This window comes from Flavobacterium sp. GNP010, assembly GCF_056428945.1.
Window position 1 is genome coordinate 36,453 of sequence record NZ_JBWJVK010000009.1, and the last position, 19,128, is coordinate 55,580.

The 19,128-nt window shown below is 32.9% G+C and carries 20 protein-coding genes; 7 read left to right on the forward strand and 13 right to left on the reverse strand.

Going from position 1 to position 19,128, the window contains the following annotated elements; all coding sequences use genetic code 11:
* Positions 1–286: 286 nt before the first annotated feature.
* Positions 287–3,136 (reverse strand): aminomethyl-transferring glycine dehydrogenase, encoded by a 2,850-nt coding sequence (gene gcvP / locus AC061C_RS05350; RefSeq protein WP_478290327.1) that lies wholly within the window; start codon positions 3,134–3,136, stop codon positions 287–289.
* 147 nt (positions 3,137–3,283) lie between these two features.
* On the opposite strand from gcvP, the gene AC061C_RS05355 reads away from it, so the two are divergent.
* On the forward strand, positions 3,284–4,099 hold the full coding sequence (locus AC061C_RS05355) for a UbiA prenyltransferase family protein (protein WP_478290328.1): 816 nt from the start codon (positions 3,284–3,286) through the stop codon (positions 4,097–4,099).
* On the opposite strand, the gene AC061C_RS05360 is transcribed toward AC061C_RS05355, so the two are convergent.
* The 6 genes from AC061C_RS05360 to AC061C_RS05385 form a co-directional block, all read right to left on the reverse strand.
* Positions 4,076–4,534, reverse strand: a complete 459-nt coding sequence (locus AC061C_RS05360; RefSeq protein WP_478290329.1) for an SRPBCC family protein — start codon at positions 4,532–4,534, stop codon at positions 4,076–4,078. The two genes, AC061C_RS05355 and AC061C_RS05360, sit on opposite strands and share 24 nt — an antisense overlap.
* 454 nt (positions 4,535–4,988) lie before the next feature.
* Positions 4,989–5,375: a hypothetical protein gene (locus AC061C_RS05365; protein ID WP_478290330.1), complete on the reverse strand. Its 387-nt coding sequence runs from the start codon at positions 5,373–5,375 to the stop codon at positions 4,989–4,991.
* A gap of 11 nt (positions 5,376–5,386) precedes the next feature.
* Positions 5,387–5,731 carry a hypothetical protein gene (locus AC061C_RS05370; protein WP_478290331.1) on the reverse strand — a complete coding sequence of 115 codons (345 nt, stop codon included), beginning with the start codon at positions 5,729–5,731 and terminating at the stop codon, positions 5,387–5,389.
* Between the two features lie 5 nt (positions 5,732–5,736).
* Positions 5,737–6,186: a hypothetical protein gene (locus AC061C_RS05375; protein WP_478290332.1), complete on the reverse strand. Its 450-nt coding sequence runs from the start codon at positions 6,184–6,186 to the stop codon at positions 5,737–5,739.
* A complete protein-coding gene (locus AC061C_RS05380) occupies positions 6,183–6,893 on the reverse strand; it encodes a YqjF family protein (RefSeq protein WP_478290333.1) in 711 nt (236 codons plus the stop codon). The genes AC061C_RS05375 and AC061C_RS05380 overlap by 4 nt, the downstream gene beginning before the upstream one ends.
* Before the next feature lie 475 nt (positions 6,894–7,368).
* On the reverse strand, positions 7,369–7,872 hold the full coding sequence (locus AC061C_RS05385; protein ID WP_478290334.1) for a GbsR/MarR family transcriptional regulator: 504 nt from the start codon (positions 7,870–7,872) through the stop codon (positions 7,369–7,371).
* A 202-nt stretch (positions 7,873–8,074) separates the two neighbouring features.
* On the opposite strand from AC061C_RS05385, the gene AC061C_RS05390 reads away from it, so the two are divergent.
* Complete coding sequence (locus tag AC061C_RS05390; RefSeq protein WP_478290335.1) at positions 8,075–9,190, forward strand: ATP-binding protein; 1,116 nt, start codon at positions 8,075–8,077, stop codon at positions 9,188–9,190.
* A 67-nt stretch (positions 9,191–9,257) separates the two neighbouring features.
* On the opposite strand, the gene AC061C_RS05395 is transcribed toward AC061C_RS05390, so the two are convergent.
* The 6 genes from AC061C_RS05395 to AC061C_RS05420 form a co-directional block, all read right to left on the reverse strand.
* Entirely contained in the window at positions 9,258–9,740 is a 483-nt protein-coding gene (locus AC061C_RS05395; protein WP_478290336.1) for a hypothetical protein, read from the reverse strand.
* Positions 9,741–9,781: 41 nt separating this feature from the next.
* Positions 9,782–11,806 carry a M3 family metallopeptidase gene (locus AC061C_RS05400; RefSeq protein ID WP_478290337.1) on the reverse strand — a complete coding sequence of 675 codons (2,025 nt, stop codon included), beginning with the start codon at positions 11,804–11,806 and terminating at the stop codon, positions 9,782–9,784.
* A 41-nt stretch (positions 11,807–11,847) separates the two neighbouring features.
* Complete coding sequence (locus AC061C_RS05405) at positions 11,848–12,135, reverse strand: type II toxin-antitoxin system RelE/ParE family toxin (RefSeq protein ID WP_478290338.1); 288 nt, start codon at positions 12,133–12,135, stop codon at positions 11,848–11,850.
* A complete protein-coding gene (locus AC061C_RS05410; protein WP_478290339.1) occupies positions 12,135–12,362 on the reverse strand; it encodes a hypothetical protein in 228 nt (75 codons plus the stop codon). Before AC061C_RS05410 ends, AC061C_RS05405 begins: the two co-directional genes overlap by 1 nt.
* A 23-nt stretch (positions 12,363–12,385) precedes the next feature.
* Positions 12,386–12,871, reverse strand: coding sequence for a 5-(carboxyamino)imidazole ribonucleotide mutase (gene purE, locus AC061C_RS05415; RefSeq protein ID WP_478290384.1), 486 nt, complete (start codon positions 12,869–12,871; stop codon positions 12,386–12,388).
* A gap of 91 nt (positions 12,872–12,962) precedes the next feature.
* Complete coding sequence (locus AC061C_RS05420) at positions 12,963–14,114, reverse strand: 5-(carboxyamino)imidazole ribonucleotide synthase (RefSeq protein ID WP_478290340.1); 1,152 nt, start codon at positions 14,112–14,114, stop codon at positions 12,963–12,965.
* A gap of 653 nt (positions 14,115–14,767) precedes the next feature.
* Here AC061C_RS05420 and hpt point away from each other — a divergent pair.
* The 5 genes from hpt to AC061C_RS05445 all read left to right on the forward strand — a co-directional run bounded on the left by hpt (position 14,768) and on the right by AC061C_RS05445 (position 19,117).
* Complete coding sequence (gene hpt / locus AC061C_RS05425) at positions 14,768–15,298, forward strand: hypoxanthine phosphoribosyltransferase (protein WP_309756126.1); 531 nt, start codon at positions 14,768–14,770, stop codon at positions 15,296–15,298.
* 12 nt (positions 15,299–15,310) lie between these two features.
* Entirely contained in the window at positions 15,311–15,883 is a 573-nt protein-coding gene (locus AC061C_RS05430; protein ID WP_309756122.1) for an adenylate kinase, read from the forward strand.
* A gap of 54 nt (positions 15,884–15,937) precedes the next feature.
* Entirely contained in the window at positions 15,938–17,212 is a 1,275-nt protein-coding gene (locus AC061C_RS05435; RefSeq protein ID WP_309756120.1) for a hemolysin family protein, read from the forward strand.
* A 78-nt stretch (positions 17,213–17,290) separates the two neighbouring features.
* Entirely contained in the window at positions 17,291–18,292 is a 1,002-nt protein-coding gene (obgE, locus tag AC061C_RS05440) for a GTPase ObgE (RefSeq protein WP_309756124.1), read from the forward strand.
* Positions 18,293–18,418: 126 nt separating this feature from the next.
* Positions 18,419–19,117 (forward strand): tetratricopeptide repeat protein, encoded by a 699-nt coding sequence (locus tag AC061C_RS05445; RefSeq protein ID WP_478290341.1) that lies wholly within the window; start codon positions 18,419–18,421, stop codon positions 19,115–19,117.
* Positions 19,118–19,128: the final 11 nt, after the last annotated feature.

The following is a 19,128-nucleotide window of genomic DNA, read 5'->3' on the forward strand; positions in this document are numbered from 1 at the left end:
CGTTAATTTTCCAAATTTGAGGCTAATTTAATCAATATTAAATTATAACACTCACAAAATTTACTATGCGTGCATATAATTATGAAATATTAATTTATTGGCAATATTATTGATAATTTTATTATGTTTTTATACTATTGCTGTGATATTTATTTTCTTTAGCGATCAATAACTAAAATAAGTATTTTGAGGAGTTTTACAGATTTTACAATAGGTCTAAATTTTTATATAAAAAAAATGCCTCGAAATTTTTCGAGGCATTTTTGTCTTATAATTGGGATCAAAACTAACTTTCCATATAGGCCTCAATTGGCGCACAAGAACAAACTAAGTTTCTGTCACCATATGCTTCATCTGCTCTACGAACGGTAGGCCAAAATTTATTTTCTGAGACATATTCTAGTGGGAATGCTGCTTTTTCGCGGGTGTATGGAAAAACCCAGTCATTAGCAGTAACCATCATTAAAGTATGCGGTGCATTTTTTAATACGTTATTTGGATTGTCTAAAGTAGTAGATTCAATTTCTTTTCGGATTGCAATCATGGCGTCACAAAAACGATCCAATTCTTCTAAGTTTTCACTTTCAGTAGGTTCGATCATTAAGGTTCCTGCAACCGGGAACGAAACTGTAGGAGCGTGGAAACCATAATCCATCAAACGTTTTGCAATATCAGTTACTTCAATTCCTTTTTCTTTAAACGGACGACACTCTAAAATCATTTCGTGTGCTGCGCGACCCATTTCTCCAGAATACAACGTATCGTAGTGTCCGTTTAATTTCTCTTTGATATAGTTGGCATTCAGAATGGCATATTCAGTTGATTGTTTCAAACCTTCGGCGCCAAGCATACAGATGTAACCATATGAAATCAAGCAAACTAGTGCAGAACCCCAAGGTGCTGCAGAAATTGCTGTAATGGCTTGATCGCCGCCAGTTGGGATTAATGGATTTGTGGGTAAAAATGGAACCAACTGTGGTGCTACACAAATAGGGCCTACACCTGGGCCACCACCTCCGTGCGGAATAGCAAATGTTTTATGCAAGTTTAGATGGCAAACATCAGCGCCAATTGTAGCAGGATTTGTCAATCCAACTTGGGCATTCATATTGGCACCATCCATATAAACCTGTCCGCCGTTATCGTGAATTAATTGTGTGATTTCTTTGATTGCACTTTCAAAAACACCGTGAGTAGACGGATAAGTAACCATCAAGCAAGAAAGATTGTCTTTGTGCAAAAGTGCTTTTTCACGTAAATCGTCAATATCGATATTTCCGTTTTCTAATGTTTTTGTAACTACTACTTTCATTCCAGCCATAGCAGCAGACGCAGGATTTGTTCCGTGTGCTGATGATGGAATTAAGGCGATGTTTCGGTGGTGATCTCCACGTGAAAGGTGGTATGCTCGAATTACCATTAATCCAGCATATTCTCCTTGCGCACCTGAATTTGGTTGCAAAGTAGTTCCAGCAAAACCAGTAATTATATTTAATTGTTGTTCTAATTTAGTCAACATTTCTTGGTACCCTTGAGCTTGATCTAAAGGTGCAAATGGGTGAATGTTGTTCCATTGAGCGGTGCTTAATGGTAACATTTCTGAAGCAGCATTCAATTTCATAGTACAAGATCCTAAAGAAATCATGGAGTGATTCAATGCTAAATCTTTTCTCTCTAGCATTTTGATGTAACGCATTAAAGCGGTTTCCGAATGGTATTTATTGAAAACATCGTGTTGCAAGAACGTTGACGTTCGAAGTATATTTTCTGGAAAATGATTCGTTGTAGATAAACTTTCAATAGCTGTTGCCTGAGTCCCTTTTGCATCAGCAAAAACAGTAAGTATCTTATTTAAGTCGGTAATACTTGTAGTTTCATTTAAGGAAATTGAAACAGTATTTTCATCGATGTAATAAAAATTAATTTCATTTTCTTCTGCGATTGCCTTTACTTTTTTGGAATCTGCTTTTATAACTATCGTGTCAAAGTAAGCCGTATTGGTTTGCTCGTAACCCAATTGTGTCAACGCATTTGCTAATGTTGCTGTAGAGGCATGTACTTTATTAGCGATATATTGTAGGCCTTTAGGACCATGATATACAGAATACATTCCTGCCATAACAGACAATAATACCTGAGCGGTACAGATATTTGAAGTTGCTTTATCACGTTTGATGTGTTGCTCACGAGTTTGCAACGCCATACGCAAGGCGCGGTTTCCATCAGTGTCTACAGTTACACCAATGATTCTTCCTGGCATACTTCTTTTATACTCTTCTTTAGTGGCGAAAAAAGCGGCGTGTGGACCACCATACCCTAGAGGAATACCAAAACGTTGTGTGGTTCCAAGAACAACTGCTGCACCCATTTCTCCTGGAGGAGTTAGTTTTACCAGACTCAAAATATCAGCAGCAACTGCTACTTTGATTTCGTTTTCAGCAGCTTTAGCTATAAATGCTGCGTAGTCATGAACTTGTCCAAATTTTCCAGGATATTGCAGTATTGCTCCAAAATATTCTGCTGAAAAATCAAATGATTCATGATTTCCAACTACTAGTTCAACTCCAATTGGTGTGGAACGCGTTTGCAAAACAGACAAAGTTTGTGGTAATATTTCTTCGGAAACGAAGAATTTATTGGTGTTGTTTTTCTTTTGATCGCGAGTTCTTACATCAAAAAGTAATGCCATTGCTTCAGCAGCAGCGGTACTTTCATCCAGTAAGGAGGCATTTGCAATTTCCATTCCGGTCAATTCAATAACCATTGTTTGGAAATTTAATATTGCTTCTAAGCGGCCTTGAGCAATTTCGGCTTGGTAAGGTGTATAGGCGGTGTACCATCCCGGGTTTTCAAAAATATTTCTTTGAATTACTGCTGGAATAATCGCTGCATTGTATCCTAAACCAATGTAAGATTGGAAAACTTTATTTTTATTTCCCAGTTTTTGAATGTGATTTGCAAATTCATACTCAGTCATAGCTGGTTCCAAATCCAAATCAGATTTTAATCGAATATCACTTGGAATCGTTTCGTCAATTAATTGATCCAGCGTAGCTGCGCCAATTGTCTTTAACATGTGTGCTACATCATCTTCTCTTGGGCCAATGTGTCTTAATGCAAATGCGTCTGTTTTCATTGTATATAAAATGGGTTGTGTGTTTCTTATTTTTAAAGGCTGTAAAATTAAATATTAATATGCTATAAATTGTCTTTTTTAACTTGATTTTCTGTGAATTTTTCAACTAAAAGGCGTTCTTATTAACACTTTGATTAATTTTGTCTAATGAGGGTTTTAAAACAAATTTTTGATTTTTACATTAATAGCAGTATTCACGTGGGTTTGTCATGCTATGCCTTGCTGCAAATGACTGAACAACTCTTCCACATTTCTTATCAATCGGCTCTAGGGTATTTTGTTTTTTTTGGAACAATAGTGGGGTATATTTTTGTGAAGTACGATGCTTTGGTTAGGACTAAAAAAATCAAATTTAGTGTTCAGCTCCAATGGATTGCTTTGCTCAGTTTTCTATCATTGATCGCCACGAGCTATTATTTTTTTCATTTAGAAAGAGTCACACAAATTATTGGTCTTGTTTTTCTAATCATCGTTTTGCTGTATACTTTGCCTTTCTTTCCGAATAAAAAAAATGCTAGAAACTGGGCTGGTATAAAAATTTATATAGTGGCTTTATGTTGGGTAGGTGTGACGCTTTTTTTACCCATCGTTAACAGTAATGCAGAAGTAACAAGTTTTGTTTTTTTAGTTGCAATACAACGTTACATACTGATTTTTGTTTTGATTTTAATTTTTGAAATAGTTGATTTAAAATGGGATGACCCACATTTAAAAACTGTTCCGCAACAAATTGGAGTTCCACAGACAAAGATAGTAGGAGTGGTTCTGATGGTTTTATTTGTACTATTAGAATTTTTATCCAATGATTTTAGGATAGAATTTTTAGCTTTAAAAATAGGATTGGCAATCACGGCAGTCCTATTTTTAGTGTATGCAAATGAGAACCGTTCCAGATATTATGCTTCTTTTTGGGTAGAAAGTATCCCTGTTTTTTGGTGGTTATTTTTGATGCTTTTCAGCTAATGCTTTAATAAACAAATTCCTTTCAAGAATGAAAGTAGTTAAGTGTTTTTTGAGTAGAAAATGGTCAAATAGTTTCCCAAAAACACCATAGGGTGTGTCGTATTGAATTTTATCTTCCATGATCACAAATCCATTTTTTTGAATAAAAGTATGCTGGTGTTTGAAAGATCTAAACTTTCCTTCGAGCATTTCATCTACAAAGTAGGTTGGAATTTCCAGTGCTGATATTAAACTTTTGTGTTTTAAATAAACGCCAAAATGTTTGCCACGCCAGGTTACAGTTTCGTTTGCATTTATCAAACCCGAAGTTATTCCATCAATAGCTGTTTCATTTGATTTTGCAGTGGATTGTTGATGAACATCAATGTTTCTGGATAAATCAAAAATGAGTTCAATTGGTGCGTTTATTCTAGTTGTTAGTTGTATGGTTGTCATTTCTGGTTTTCTATAAATTTTAATTTGAAAAATATTCCGGTCGCTAGTGATGCTAAAATGTAGGCTGTCGTTATTTCATGTTCTCGATTATTAAATGCGATGGAAAAACTAATTATAATTCCAATGATTGATAATGTAATCAAAATTAATTTTGAAGTTATTATTTTTATATTTTTTATTCCTAGGAAATAGAATGCTATTGAATAGATGATATAAGTTGGAATTGAAAAAATAAAGCTAAAAATAATTGTAATTGGATAGACTTCCATCAAACCTACTATTTTGTTCGAAGTTGGAATAAATAATATATTGATAAGCTCTGAAATTATTGGCGCGAGAAATAATGTTCCTAACCAATGTTTAAATAAATAAGTCCAATTCATAGCTAATTTGTTATAAACGTTTTCAAATCTTTAAACTTCACAGGTTTTAAAAACCTGTGAAGTTTGTTGTTTTATCCGTTAATTGCTATCCGTTCTTCAATTTTGGTTTCACTTGCTTTACGTTTTCCTCTAAAGAAAAAGTACAAGTTTAAAAATAACATAAATCCTAAATAGATAGTGAATCCTCCAATTTTGTAGCTTAATTTTTCTATTAATAATTGGTAACTGTCTTGATACATATTCATTTCAAGAATCATTAGTGCAAATCCTAAATTTAATAAATAAAAACCTGTTTCGAATAATTTGTTGGTCGCATTTGCAATTTCTTCTCGACCTTTGAAAATGTCTAACATATAAAATTTGCTGTTTTTGAAAAGCGTTCTTGAAACGTAATAGGTTAAGAATAAAGCAACTGGTAGATAAATGGCGTAACCGATTAAAATTTTTGTAGTTTCCATAATAAATGTATTTAAATTAATTTTTTGATGTATTTCGTAAGAAGGATAATATTGAAGTAGTGCATCATAGCAATAGTGCAAATAATTACCGCCGATTTGAAAGCAATAATTTCAATAAGTCGATGAAACGAAAGGATTTTCTCCCAAGAAAGTAAAGTCATTGCACAGTAGCCTATATTCAATAAATAATAGACAATTAATAATATTTGATTGATTTTGTGACATAAATCTTTATGATTTGGAAGTAGTTCTGAAACGAATATGTTGCCGTTCTTGTAACATATTTTCCCAACTTTTATAATGATTATTGTGGTTATCAATAGGTAAATTGTGTAACCAATAATGTTGAGGTTCATGGTTGTTATAATTTATAGTGACCAATTAAATTATGAATAAATAAACAAAAATTCACCACTGCAAAAAGAACAAATAACGTATTCATAAAATAACTTCCCACTTTAAATAGGGTTCGTTTCGGAATGTCATACATTGGATAATACGCAATTTGAGTAGCTACTTTTCCAACCCAATAGGCTGCAATTAATCCCGTCATGGCAACTGCTAATGCAGATTGTTCTTTTAATTCATTTGTAAACAGAATTGCTATCAATCCGAAAGAAAAATTCAAACCTTGAATATATCTTCCGTACGTTTTTGCAATTTCTTGATTTAGGGGTTTCAATTGCTTTACATCATTATACCAATCAAAAACTTTATGACGGATGTAAGGATAAATCATTGCTGTAAATATTTGACCTATTCCACTTAAGATAATTAGCCAGTTTGGGACAGTTAAGTTCATAATTTTCATCGTATCGTTTTTTTACCTTCAATCGCTATTTTTGAACCAATAGCAAGAAATTCAGAGGTAGGTTTTAAATCTTGTAAAAACTTAAAATCCTTGCCATAAATCCTTTCAAAATCAACGTCAATTTTCGATTCAATCACATGTAGTTGTTCCCATCTTGGGTGTGAAACGGCATATTCTATAGATTTTTCTTTGTTGTAATTGGTGTACCCAAAATAATGTTCGGTAATAAACTCGGATTCTGAATTTAGTTCAATCGGGATTGCATTTTTTTCTGTCGTCATGGAAATAGAATTCCACTTTGCATCCTTGAACCATTCGTATTGAAAAGTTTTTGAAGTTTCGTTTTCAGTTCTTGAATGATGCATTTTCAAGGTTTGGTAATGTTCGTTGTATAAGGTGTTGGCAACAATTGTTATAGCATGCTTCGGAACAATTTCTTTTATGAAAACTACGCCTCGTTTCCAAAGTCCATTTTCGATTCTTTTTACATAAAAGCGTAAATTGACTTCCTCAAAATTGACATGAAACGGAACTTTAATTCCTAATACTTTCACGTTTTCAAACATGAATCCGATTAAACTAATGTAGCATTTGCCGTTCCATAAATCGAGTTCAGTTCCTTTTGGAACAAAATTTTCTAAAATTTGTGGATCGATTTCGTAATTGAACATTGCTAAATCATTCCATTCTGCGGTTAAGAAGCTCATTTGTTAAGTATATTAAATTTTGAATTTGAAAAACTACAATAGTTTACATATAAATTGTAAAGCGCTATAAAAAGACACGTATAAAAAAAGTTTTGAATAAAAAACCTAAAAAATAGCATTACAAAAAACCAATAAAGAATGTAAAGAGAAAGTAAATATTTATTATTTGAAATAGCATAAAATGTCAAAATAAAGGATGTAAAAACCTGAAATAATCCGAGAATAATTAAAAACGCAACACTATCTATATCATAGTAAATTACATTTTCAATAAGTACTCCTATCACAGCTACTATTGTCAAAATTAGATTTAGGTAAAATACAGACTGTCTCATAATTATCTATTGTTTTAAACTTTCAGAAAAAAATGAAAGTTTCAATTAAATTTTTTTTATTTGATTTGTTCTTTGTTATTGTTTTTTATTGGTCTCATTGAATAGTTTTTTAAAATGTTATTTTTACAATGTTTAAAAAACTATTTCATTATTTTAACAACCAATTTTGCTAGCCAATTGTCTTTATACTCGGTCATTTTGTCTAAAACATTATCTGCTTTTAGAACAAAATCATACAATTTAGTAGTTTGATCTACAAAATGTTTTTCTTCGGGAGTATTGTCAGATGTTATGGAGGAAACTTCTTTTAAAACCTTCAAAGCAGGCTTGATTTCGCGTTTACTTCGTTCTCTTGCAATTTTTACCGCCAATTCATCTAAATCTTTTTCAGCTGTAAAAAATTCACGTCGTTCGCCAGCTTTGTATTCTTTATAAACAATTCCCCAATCCATCAAAGCACGTAGATTCATAGATGCATTGCCGCGCGAAATTTTCAATTCCTCCATAATGTCTTCCATCGAAACCGCTTCGTGAGAAACCATCAAAAGCGCATGAATTTGAGCCATGGTTTTGTTAATTCCCCATTGACTGCCTAATGCACCCCAAGTTTGAACGAATTTATTTTTTGCTTCTTTGAATTTCATGATGTAAAGATAAATAATGTTTTCGAACTTTCAATAATAAATGAAAGTTTGTTTTTGTTTTGATTTAATTTATTCTGAAAAATATGATATTGGTGAATATAATCACCTAAAAATATGTAAAATTGGTGAATACAATCACTAAATTTTATATAAAATTGGTGAATAGATAATGATTTAGTACTTTTGTAAAAAAAATATAAGAATGATAGTTAGAGATTTAGCCTCAAATGTAGTGGCAAGACTTCATAAAGGAAAAGTTATTGTCCTTATTGGGCCAAGGCAAGTGGGCAAAACTACCTTAATAAATTCTATTTTGAGTAAAAGTGACTATTTGTTTTTGGATGGTGATGACAATACTGTTGCAGAAACATTGTCCAATGCCAATACTGAGAACCTTAAAAGTATCATTGGAAATTGTAAATACGTTTTTATTGACGAAGTGCAACGCATTCCAAACATTGGTTTAAAGTTGAAGATCATGGTCGATCAAATCAAAGATGTTCAAGTAATAGTCTCGGGTTCATCAGCATTTGATATTAATAATGAAACCCAAGAGCCATTGACTGGTAGAAAATTTGAGTTTCAAATGTTTCCGATTTCTTGGAATGAATTCGAGAACAATGTTGGTTATATGAAAGCTCAACAACAATTGGAATTGCGATTGCTTTACGGAATGTATCCTGATGTAATTAACAATTTCGGAAACGAATATGAAATCCTTAAAAATTTAGTTTCAAGTTATTTGTATAAAGATATTTTGGCTTTGGCAGGAATTAGAAAGTCGAATGTTTTAGAAAAAATTTTGCAGGCTTTGGCATTGCAAGTTGGGAGCGAAGTGAGTTATAATGAAATTGCGCAACTAGTTGGTGTTGATAAAAATACAGTGAACAATTATATTGATTTATTAGAAAAAAGTTTTGTGATTTTTAGACTGAATAGTTTTTCTAAAAATATTCGAAATGAGATTAAAGCCAACAAGAAAATCTATTTCTACGACAATGGTGTACGCAATATGGTTATTGGTAATTTCAATACGCTGAGCTTGCGTCAAGATAAAGGTGCGCTTTGGGAAAACTTTCTAGTTTCTGAAAGAATGAAATTATTGTCATATTCTCAAAGTGTTGCAAAACCTTATTTTTGGAGAACCACAACGCAGCAAGAAATTGATTATGTAGAAACCAATGCCGATGCTGTAAATGCGTTTGAATTTAAATGGACAAATACTAAAAAAGCGAAGCTTCCAAAATCATTTGTCGAAGCCTATCAGCCGAGTTTTTTGGTTGTGGATAAAGATAACTTTAGAGATTTTTTGAAGTAGAGTTATTTTAAAACCATTAAGAAAATTAAGCGGTTATACTTAATTTTCTTAATGGTTAAATTTATAGTTAATAGGTTTCTCCGTAAAGGGTTTTATAAAAACCCTCAAGATTCATAAAGTAAGTATCAAAATCAATGTTATTGCTATAATTTGATTCCAAAGCACCATATTTATCAACCATACCACATTCAAAACAGATTTTCAAAACACTGACGGTTTTATTGTTTTTCTTTAAAATTAATATATCTCTGTATGACGGAAAACATGCTGTTAATTGACTTTCGTAATTAATAGCATTTGTTAGGAATTCATCAATTTTTCTAATTTTTTCTCTAGGCACAGGATTTTTTATGTAACCATATGAAATAAGCTCATTTTCAAAAGTTTGAAAATTTATTTTATGTCCATAAACACTCGAAAAAATTTCATTGAATCTTTTTATCGTATCATTTTTATTGCCAATTTCGCTATCAATAAAATAATGCGTAATTTCAGTAAATTTATTAATTTCCCTTTCTTTTTTACAACTAACTAGCATTAAAATGATCATAAAAAAACACGAAATTCTCCTCATAACTTTAGTTTTAATTTCTAAATCAGCCCAGCACGTTTCAACAATGCATCCGCCTTCGGTTCTTGACCTCTAAAACGCTTGTATAATTCCATTGGTAATTCGGTGCCACCTTTTGAAAGTACGTTGTCTTTGAATTTTGTTGCGACTTCTTTATTGAAAATTCCTTTTTCTTGGAAATAAGCAAACGCATCGGCATCGAGAACTTCGGCCCATTTGTAACTGTAATATCCAGACGAATATCCACCTTGAAAAATGTGCGAAAACGAGGTGCTCATGCAATTCTCAGCAACATCAGGATACAAACTTGTGCCTGCCATAGCTTGTTTCTCAAAGGCTTTTACATCTTGAATTGCTTGCGATTTTCCGTGATAGGTCATGTCTAATAGTCCAAAACTGATCTGTCTTAATGTTGCCATTCCTTCTAAGAAACTTGCACTTTCTTTTATTTTTTCTACGTATTCTTGAGGGATCACTTCACCCGTTTCATAATGTTTTGCAAACAAAGCCAATGCTTCCGGCTCGTAGCACCAGTTTTCCATTACTTGGCTTGGCAATTCCACAAAATCCCAATAAACCGAAGTTCCAGACAAACTAGGATAAGTCGTATTGGCTAACATGCCGTGTAACGCATGACCAAATTCGTGGAATAAAGTTGTTACTTCATTGAAAGTTAATAAAGATGGTTTAGTCTCTGTGGCAGGTGTGAAATTACAAACGATAGAAACATGTGGTCTTTCATTGATTTCATTTTTTATGGCTTGCGATTTATAAGAAGTCATCCAAGCGCCATTTCGTTTTCCTTTTCTTGGAAAAAAATCAGCATAGAAAACAGCTACCAATTGTCCTTCGAAATCCAAAACTTCAAAAGTCTGAACATCTTCGTGGTATTTGTCAATATCAAAAACTTCTTTGAAAGTAATTCCGAACAGTTTTTCGGCAATAGTAAAAGCTCCATTCAACACGTTTTCTAACTTGAAATAAGGTTTTAAAATCTCATCATCAAAGTTGAATAATTTTTGTTTCAATTTTTCAGAATAGTAAGCACCGTCCCATTTTTCCAATTGCTCAATTCCGTCTAGTTCTTTTGCAAAAGCCATTAATTGAAGAAATTCTTTTTGAGCAGCTGGTTTCGCTTTTTCTAATAAATCATTTAAAAAAGACAGCACTTTTTCAGGATTTTGAGCCATTCGTTCTTCCAAAACAAAATTAGAATGCGATTTGTAACCCAATAAATTAGCACGTTTATGACGCAATGCTACAATTCGCTTTACGTTTTCTTTATTATCGAATTCATTGTCTTGAAATGATTTTTTTCCGGCAGCAATGGCAATTTCTTTGCGTAATTCACGATTGTCAATATACGTCACGAAAGGCAAGTAACTCGGGAAATCAAGAGTGAAAACCCAACCTTCGAGTTCCTTTGATTTTGCCAAACTTGTGGCCATTTCTTTAGCGCCATCCGGTAAGCCTTTTAAATCGGCCTCTTTAGTAATATGAAGTTGATAATTGTTGGTTTCAGCCAAAACATTTTCGCCATACGTCAATTTGATTTTGGCTAATTCGGCGTCAATTTCACGTAATTTTAATTTGTCTTCTTCATTCAACAAAGCACCGTTTCTAGAAAATCCTTTGAATTTTTTATCTATCAAAGTCGCTTGTTCAGTGGTTAATGGCAACGAATCTTTTTGATCATAAACGGCTTTAACTCTTTTGAATAAATCTACGTTTAAAGCAATATCATTACTAAATTCAGTCAGCAATGGAGAAATCTCTTGAGCGATTTTTTGCATTTCGTCGTTAGTTTCAGCTGAATTCAAATTGAAGAAAATCGAAGATAATCTATCCAATTGTTCACCTGCAAAATCTAAAGTAACAATCGTGTTTTCAAATGTTGGAACATCAGAATTTGTAATGATGGCATTAATTTCGGCTTTTGCAGTAGCAATGTTTTCGATAAAAGCAGGTTTGTAATCTTCTAGTTTTATTTCAGAAAATGGTGCTGTATTGTGTTTAGTATTGAATGTTGAGGTAAGTGTTTTCATAATTTTATTTGAAGGGATAAGTCGGGACTTGTCCTTACGTTTTAAAGTTTAAAATTTTCTAAATCTTGGTATGTATTCCAAAATCGGAGTAATTCGATGGTATTAGAATTTATTCTGTAGTAAAGTGTTATTTGTTTCGTAATTACAACTTTGTTTACGTTTTTGTAATTTGTAGAAATAAATTCAATGTTGTTATTTACTAATAGAGCAATTGTGTTGTCTACTTTGTCTATAAAATTTACAACATCTTGAAATGACCATTCAGCTTCAAGATAATCAATGTTTTGCCAATAGTCTTTTTTTGCTTGAGGAGACCAAATAATAATCACTATTTGAAATATTTCGAATAGTGATTTCTTGTTTCCTCCATGACCAAGTCATGAGCAATCCCTTCGTTGTTTTCTATGGAAAAAATGGCTTCATCGATGGCTATCTTTTGTTTTTCGGTTAAAGTAGATTTAGATTGAATCAAATGAATAATTTCTTCAATCAATTTTGGATTTTCAATATCCAAAATAACTTTGGCTAACTCAATTTTAGAAGTTTGAATATTCATAGTTTTCTTTTGATTAAAGATAATTATTTTTTCAATTCAGATGCCGCTTTATCAACAGCTTGTTTTAATCCTTCTTTGTAAAAAATGATTTTGTCTAAAACGAAGTTGTCATGACTTCCAATGATTTGTGCGGCAAGAATTCCAGCATTTTTGGCTCCGTTAAGCGCAACTGTTGCTACAGGTACACCACCAGGCATTTGAAGTATTGACAATACCGAATCCCAACCATCGATAGAATTGCTAGATTTTACAGGAACTCCAATAACAGGAAGTGGCGACATAGAAGCAACCATTCCTGGTAAATGCGCCGCACCACCAGCACCCGCAATTATTACTGAGATACCACGCTTGTGTGCGTTTTTACTAAAATCAAATAATTTTTCAGGTGTTCTGTGCGCCGAAACAATATCTACTTCGGTTTCGATGTCAAATCCTTTTAATATGTCGATGGCTTCTTGCATTACCGGCATATCCGAAATACTTCCCATTATGATGGCTACTTTCATTATTTTTTATTTAAAGATTTAAAGATTTAAGAATTTAAAGATTTTAGAGTGGAATTTTAAATTTTGTTGCAAACCAATTTTTCAATCTTTTAATTTATGAAATCACCCTAATACTATTCTTAACCTCCTCTGCAATTTTTCTCGCTTCAACCATATTCTCATTTACAATCGTAACATGACCCATTTTCCGGAAAGGTCTTGTTTCTCTTTTGCCGTAAATGTGAGGTGTAACGCCATCAATTGCCATTATTTTTTCGATGTTTTCGTAAACTACTTGACCCGAAAAACCTTCTTCGCCAACCAAATTTACCATAATTCCGGCAACTTTGCTATCCGTATTTCCCAAAGGTAAGTCTAAAATGGCGCGTAAATGATTTTCAAATTGAGAAGTGTAACTTGCCTCAATAGAGTAATGACCTGAATTGTGTGGGCGAGGAGCGACTTCATTTACTAAAATTTCATCATCTTCAGTTTGAAACATTTCAACGGCTAAAAGTCCGACATGATTAAATTTTTCCGACACATGTAAAGCAATTGCTCTAGCTTTTTCAGCGACTTTAGGATCAATTCGAGCTGGACAAATCACATATTCTACTTGATTGGCTTCGGGATGAAATTCCATTTCGACTACTGGATAGGTTTTAATTTCTCCAGATGGGTTACGACAAACGATAACGGCAAGTTCATTTTTGAAAGGAACCATTTCCTCAGCGATACATTCTACATTAGCAAGATTATCTAAATCCGAAAGTTCTCTTATCACTTTTACTCCATTGCCATCGTAACCAAATTCAGTGCATTTCCAAACAAAAGGAAGCTTTGTTTTTGAATCAAGAATGTCTACAATCAAACTCTTTAAATTTTCAAATCGTTTGTATTTGGCTGTTGGAATAGCGTGCTCGGTGTAAAAATCTTTTTGAATGCCTTTATTTTGAATCAACTTTAAAGTTTTCGGCGAAGGATATATTTTTAATCCTTCGTTTTCTAGTTTTACCAAAGCTTCCAGATTAACCAACTCAATTTCAAACGTCAATACATCCACTTTTTTTCCAAAATTATACACCGTATCAAAATCCATCAAATCACCTCTAAAGAACTGGTTGCATGCAATTTTACTGGGTGCTTCATCGCTCGGATCAAGAACGTAGGTTTGGATATCGAATTTGCGAGTATCAAACAGCAGCATTTTTCCGAGTTGTCCGCCGCCAAGAATTCCCAATTTAAAGTTAGAAGAAAAATAATTCATTGTGTAGTTGTATGTTTTGACAAAGATACTTCATAATGATCAAATCCGAAAATCCTATTTATATTCTTGTTACTCTAGATTATTCCTTTTTAACGGATGATTTAGAAGATTTTTTAATAACATCCAACAGTATATTTTAAGCAAAATGAATTTTGATAATTTGTCTTTTTATTTTTTGAATTAAACAACTGACGTATATTTTAATACCATTTATTCTTCTGTCGTTTTTTTGTTCAATAAGAAAGTAAAAGGCAAAAATTATTTGTTTTACGCCCTCAATTGGCATTGTTTTTAAATTAAATATGAATAGTATTAGCAGTTTTTGCCTGATTTAAACTAGTTGAAAAACAGAGGCGCTATTTAGTTTGACCTCAATTTATTTTCATTAATTCATTATGACATTCTAATTATTTGAGGCTACCTGATTTTCAGTCAACCTCTTTTTTGTTTAGAAAAGAATACTACTCGTTCATTTAATTTTACGAGCCTAAACTGTCGATGTGATTGATTTGCTACTAGCCTAGTTATCTATTTAAAACAAGTCTCAGGTTCTTTTGATGATTAAAGCGATATATAAATACAAATTAATGCCCAATTATCAATTCGCAAATCCGAATTCTGTATCTTTGCCCATTATTTTAAAAACGAAAATAATGATACAACTGCACGATAAACAATTTGTTCCGTTTATTTCTGCCCAAGAAATTGATTTTGCCATTGCTAAAATGGTTTCGCAAGTCGAAGCTGACTTTGCTGATGAAACACCAGTATTTGTGGGGGTTTTAAATGGCGCATTCATGGTAGTGGCCGATTTTATGAAGCAGTACAAAAAACCATGCGAGGTGTCTTTTATCAAAATGTCTTCCTATGAAGGGACTTCATCTACGAACGATGTGAAACAATTAATAGGTATCAATCAGGATCTTACGGGACGCAGTGTGGTCATCATCGAAGATATTGTTGATACTGGAAATACATTAGTAGAATTGAAAGAATTATTTAAAAAACAAAATGTAAAACATTTTAAAATAGCAACACTTTTTTTCAAACCCGAAGCGTATACTAAAGACATCAAAATAGATTATATTGGAATCCGAATTCCAAATAAATTTATTGTGGGCTATGGTTTAGACTATGATGGATTAGGGCGAAATTTACCTGAAGTATATAAATTAAAAGAATAACGACACAACTACATGACTAACATTGTTTTATTTGGAAAACCGGGAGCTGGCAAAGGAACTCAAGCTGAGTTCTTGAAACAAAAATACAAATTAACACACATATCCACGGGAGATGTATTTCGTTTTAATTTAAAAAACGATACTGAACTAGGCAAGCAAGCACGAGTGTACATGGATGCTGGAGACTTAGTCCCAGACGAATTAACTACAAAAATGCTTATTGATGAGGTAAATAAACATCCAGACACTAATGGAATTTTATTTGACGGATATCCACGAACAATTGCTCAAGCAGAGGCATTAGACGCTTTTCTAGTATCAATAAAATCCTCTGTTGCAGCTACAATTGCACTTGAAGCAGACGATGAAATTTTGGTTCAACGCTTATTAGAAAGAGGAAAAACAAGCGGTAGAATAGACGATCAAGACGAAGAAAAAATTAGAAATCGCTACCAAGAATACAACGAAAAAACGGCGCCTTTAATGGATTATTACAAAAACCAGAATAAGTATTTTGCTGTAAACGGAATTGGTTCTATTACCGAAATTACAGAACGCGTGAGTTCAGTAATTGATCAATTGTAATTCTGATAATCAGTACTACAAACAACAAGACTTATAAACGAATCAATTAACACATTGGAAATACTAATAATATTTTTTCTAATACTGCTCAATGGAGTTTTCTCTATGTCAGAAATCGCATTGATTTCAGCACGAAAAAACAGGTTAGAGACTGCTGCAAAAAAAGGAAATAAGAGTGCGAAAATCGCATTGGATTTAGCCAACTCTCCCAATAAATTTTTGTCTACTGTACAGATAGGAATTACTTTGATTGGAATCCTTACGGGTATTTATAGTGGTGATAAAATTACTGTTGACGTTGAATCTTTCGTAAATGGATTTGAAATTCTAAAACCGTATGCTCATCCTGTTGCCGTCGGTTTAGTAGTTGTTGTGTTGACTTTTTTCTCTTTAGTTTTAGGAGAATTATTGCCCAAAAGAATCGGCTTAAATCATCCAGAATCCATTGCTAAAGCGGTCGCATTACCAATGAAAATTGTTTCGATTGTTACAGCACCATTTATTTGGTTATTAACACATTCTACAGATTTCTTGCTGAATGTTTTACAAATAAAACCCACAGCTGACGGAAAAGTAACGGAGGAGGAAATAAAAGCGATAATTAAAGAAGGAACCGAAGGTGGCGAAGTGCAGGAAATAGAACAAGATATTGTAGAGCGTGTTTTTCATATTGGAGACCGCAAAATAAACTCTTTGATGACCCATCGCAAGTCGGTTGTTTTTTTACCATTGCATTCAGATCGCGAGCAAGTAAAGGAATTTATGCTCAAAGAATTGCACTCAATTTATCCCGTTTATGGTGAAAATTATGATGATATTGTTGGAGTTGTAAACCTCAAAAATATATTTGCTCATTTTGAAAATGAAAACTTCAATTTGGCTGATATAATGACCGAAGCACCTTTTATGATGGAGCAAACTACAGCTTATGTTGCTTTAGAAAACTTTAAAAAAACTGGAATACATTATGCTTTTGTTTCAGATGAATATGGTGTTTTTCAAGGGGTAATTACGCTAAATGATATTCTGGAAGCATTAGTTGGTGATGCTTCTGATTTTTACAAAGATGATTTTCAGTTGATAGAAAGAGAAGATGGCAGTTGGTTGGTTGATGGGCATTATTCGTTGCATGATTTTTTGACTTACTTTGAATTAGATGAATTAATCAATGATTATGAAGTCACTACGGTAAGCGGATTAATAATGACAGAGCTCTCTCATATTCCAAAACAGGGAGAAAAATTGATTTGGCAAAAATTTGAATTAGAGGTCATCGATATGGATGGCGTGAAGATTGATAAAGTGATGGTGAAAGCCTTAAAAGTGTAAAAATAGTTTTCAGTTGCAGTTTTCAGTATTAAAATAGTACTGAAATCTAAACTCTGAATGCTTAAATCTAAAATTATAATGACAGAAGGGAATTTTGTAGATTACGTTAAAATATATGTTTCTTCCGGAAAGGGAGGAAAAGGATCTACGCATTTGCATAGAGAAAAATTTATTGAAAAAGGTGGGCCAGATGGAGGAGATGGTGGTCGTGGAGGACATGTTTATCTTGTAGGAAACAAAGGTCTTTGGACATTATTTCACCTTAAATTTGCGCGTCACATCAAAGCGGGTAATGGTGGAGATGGTAGTGGAGACAGAAGTACTGGTGCTGATGGAGATGATAAATTTATAGAAGTGCCGTTAGGAACGGTAGTAAAAGATAAAGAAACTGGTGAAATATTATTTGAAATTACCGAAGATGGTGAAAAACAAATTCTATCTCGCGGTGGAAAAGGTGGTTTAGGTAACTGGCATTTTAGAAGTTCGACCAATCAAACCCCTAGATACTCTCAACCGGGTTTACCTGGTGTAGAAATGGATGTAATTCTTGAACTAAAAGTTTTGGCTGATGTAGGTTTGGTAGGTTTTCCTAATGCAGGAAAATCAACTTTGCTCTCTGTTTTAACTTCTGCTAAACCAAAAATTGCAGATTATCCGTTTACAACTTTAAAACCAAATCTTGGAATTGTAGCCTACAGAGATTTTCAATCTTTTGTAATTGCTGATATTCCTGGAATAATTGAAGGTGCTGCCGAAGGAAAAGGTCTTGGACACTATTTCTTGCGTCACATTGAGCGTAATTCGACTTTGTTATTTTTAGTTCCAGTGGATACTCCGGATATCAAGGCAGAATACGATATTTTGGTAAACGAATTGACAAAATACAATCCTGAAATGCTTGACAAAGAGCGTTTGTTGGTTATATCTAAATGCGATATGCTTGATGATGAGTTAAAAGCAGAATTGAAAACCGAACTAGATGTTGCTTTCAAGGATATTCCTTATATGTTTATTTCTTCTGTAGCACAACAAGGTTTAACAGAGTTGAAAGATAAATTATGGAAAATGTTGAATGACTAATTCTTGATTTTATATTTATAATCAAAACCGTTTCATAGATAATGTGAGACGGTTTTTTTGTAAAAAATAGTTAAACCTTTCACATACTTAGAGAAATACAATTATAAATTTCCCTATTTTTGAAGAATGAAACATATTATTTATTTATTTGTATTTCTACCAATTATGATGTGGGGTCAATCTGATTTTGATAAAGCGGAACAACTATATAAGGCAAACAAAATGGATCAAGCCGAGTTGGCCTTTGAATCTGTTTTAAAGTCCAGTCCATCGAATTTAAAAACAATTGAATATTTAGGAGATATTGCCGGACATAATAAATCTTGGGATAAAGCAATTGGGTATTATAAAAAACTAAAACAGCTGAAACCTTCTGAGGCCGATTATCATTTTAAATATGGAGGAGTTTTAGGCATGAAAGCCAAAGATTCAAACAAATTTAAAGCACTTGGAATGATTGATGAAGTGAAATCTTCATTTGAAAAAGCCATCAGTCTGAATCCAAAACACATTGAATCCCGTTGGGCATTAATTGAATTGTATATTCAGTTGCCTGGAATTGTTGGTGGAAGCGAATCTAAAGCTATAAAATACTCCAATGAATTACTACGATTATCTCCTGTAGACGGGTATTTGTCCAGAGGACACATCGAAGAATATTTTAAACGATATAAAGCTGCTGAATTACAGTATAAAAAAGCAATACAGATTGGTGGATCTAAAAAGAGTTATCAAAAATTAGCTAGTTTATACAAAAATAAAATGCGGGATCCTGAAAAGGCAAAAACAATATTAGAAACCTACAGTAACAAAGGACAAGACTAATTTTATTTAGT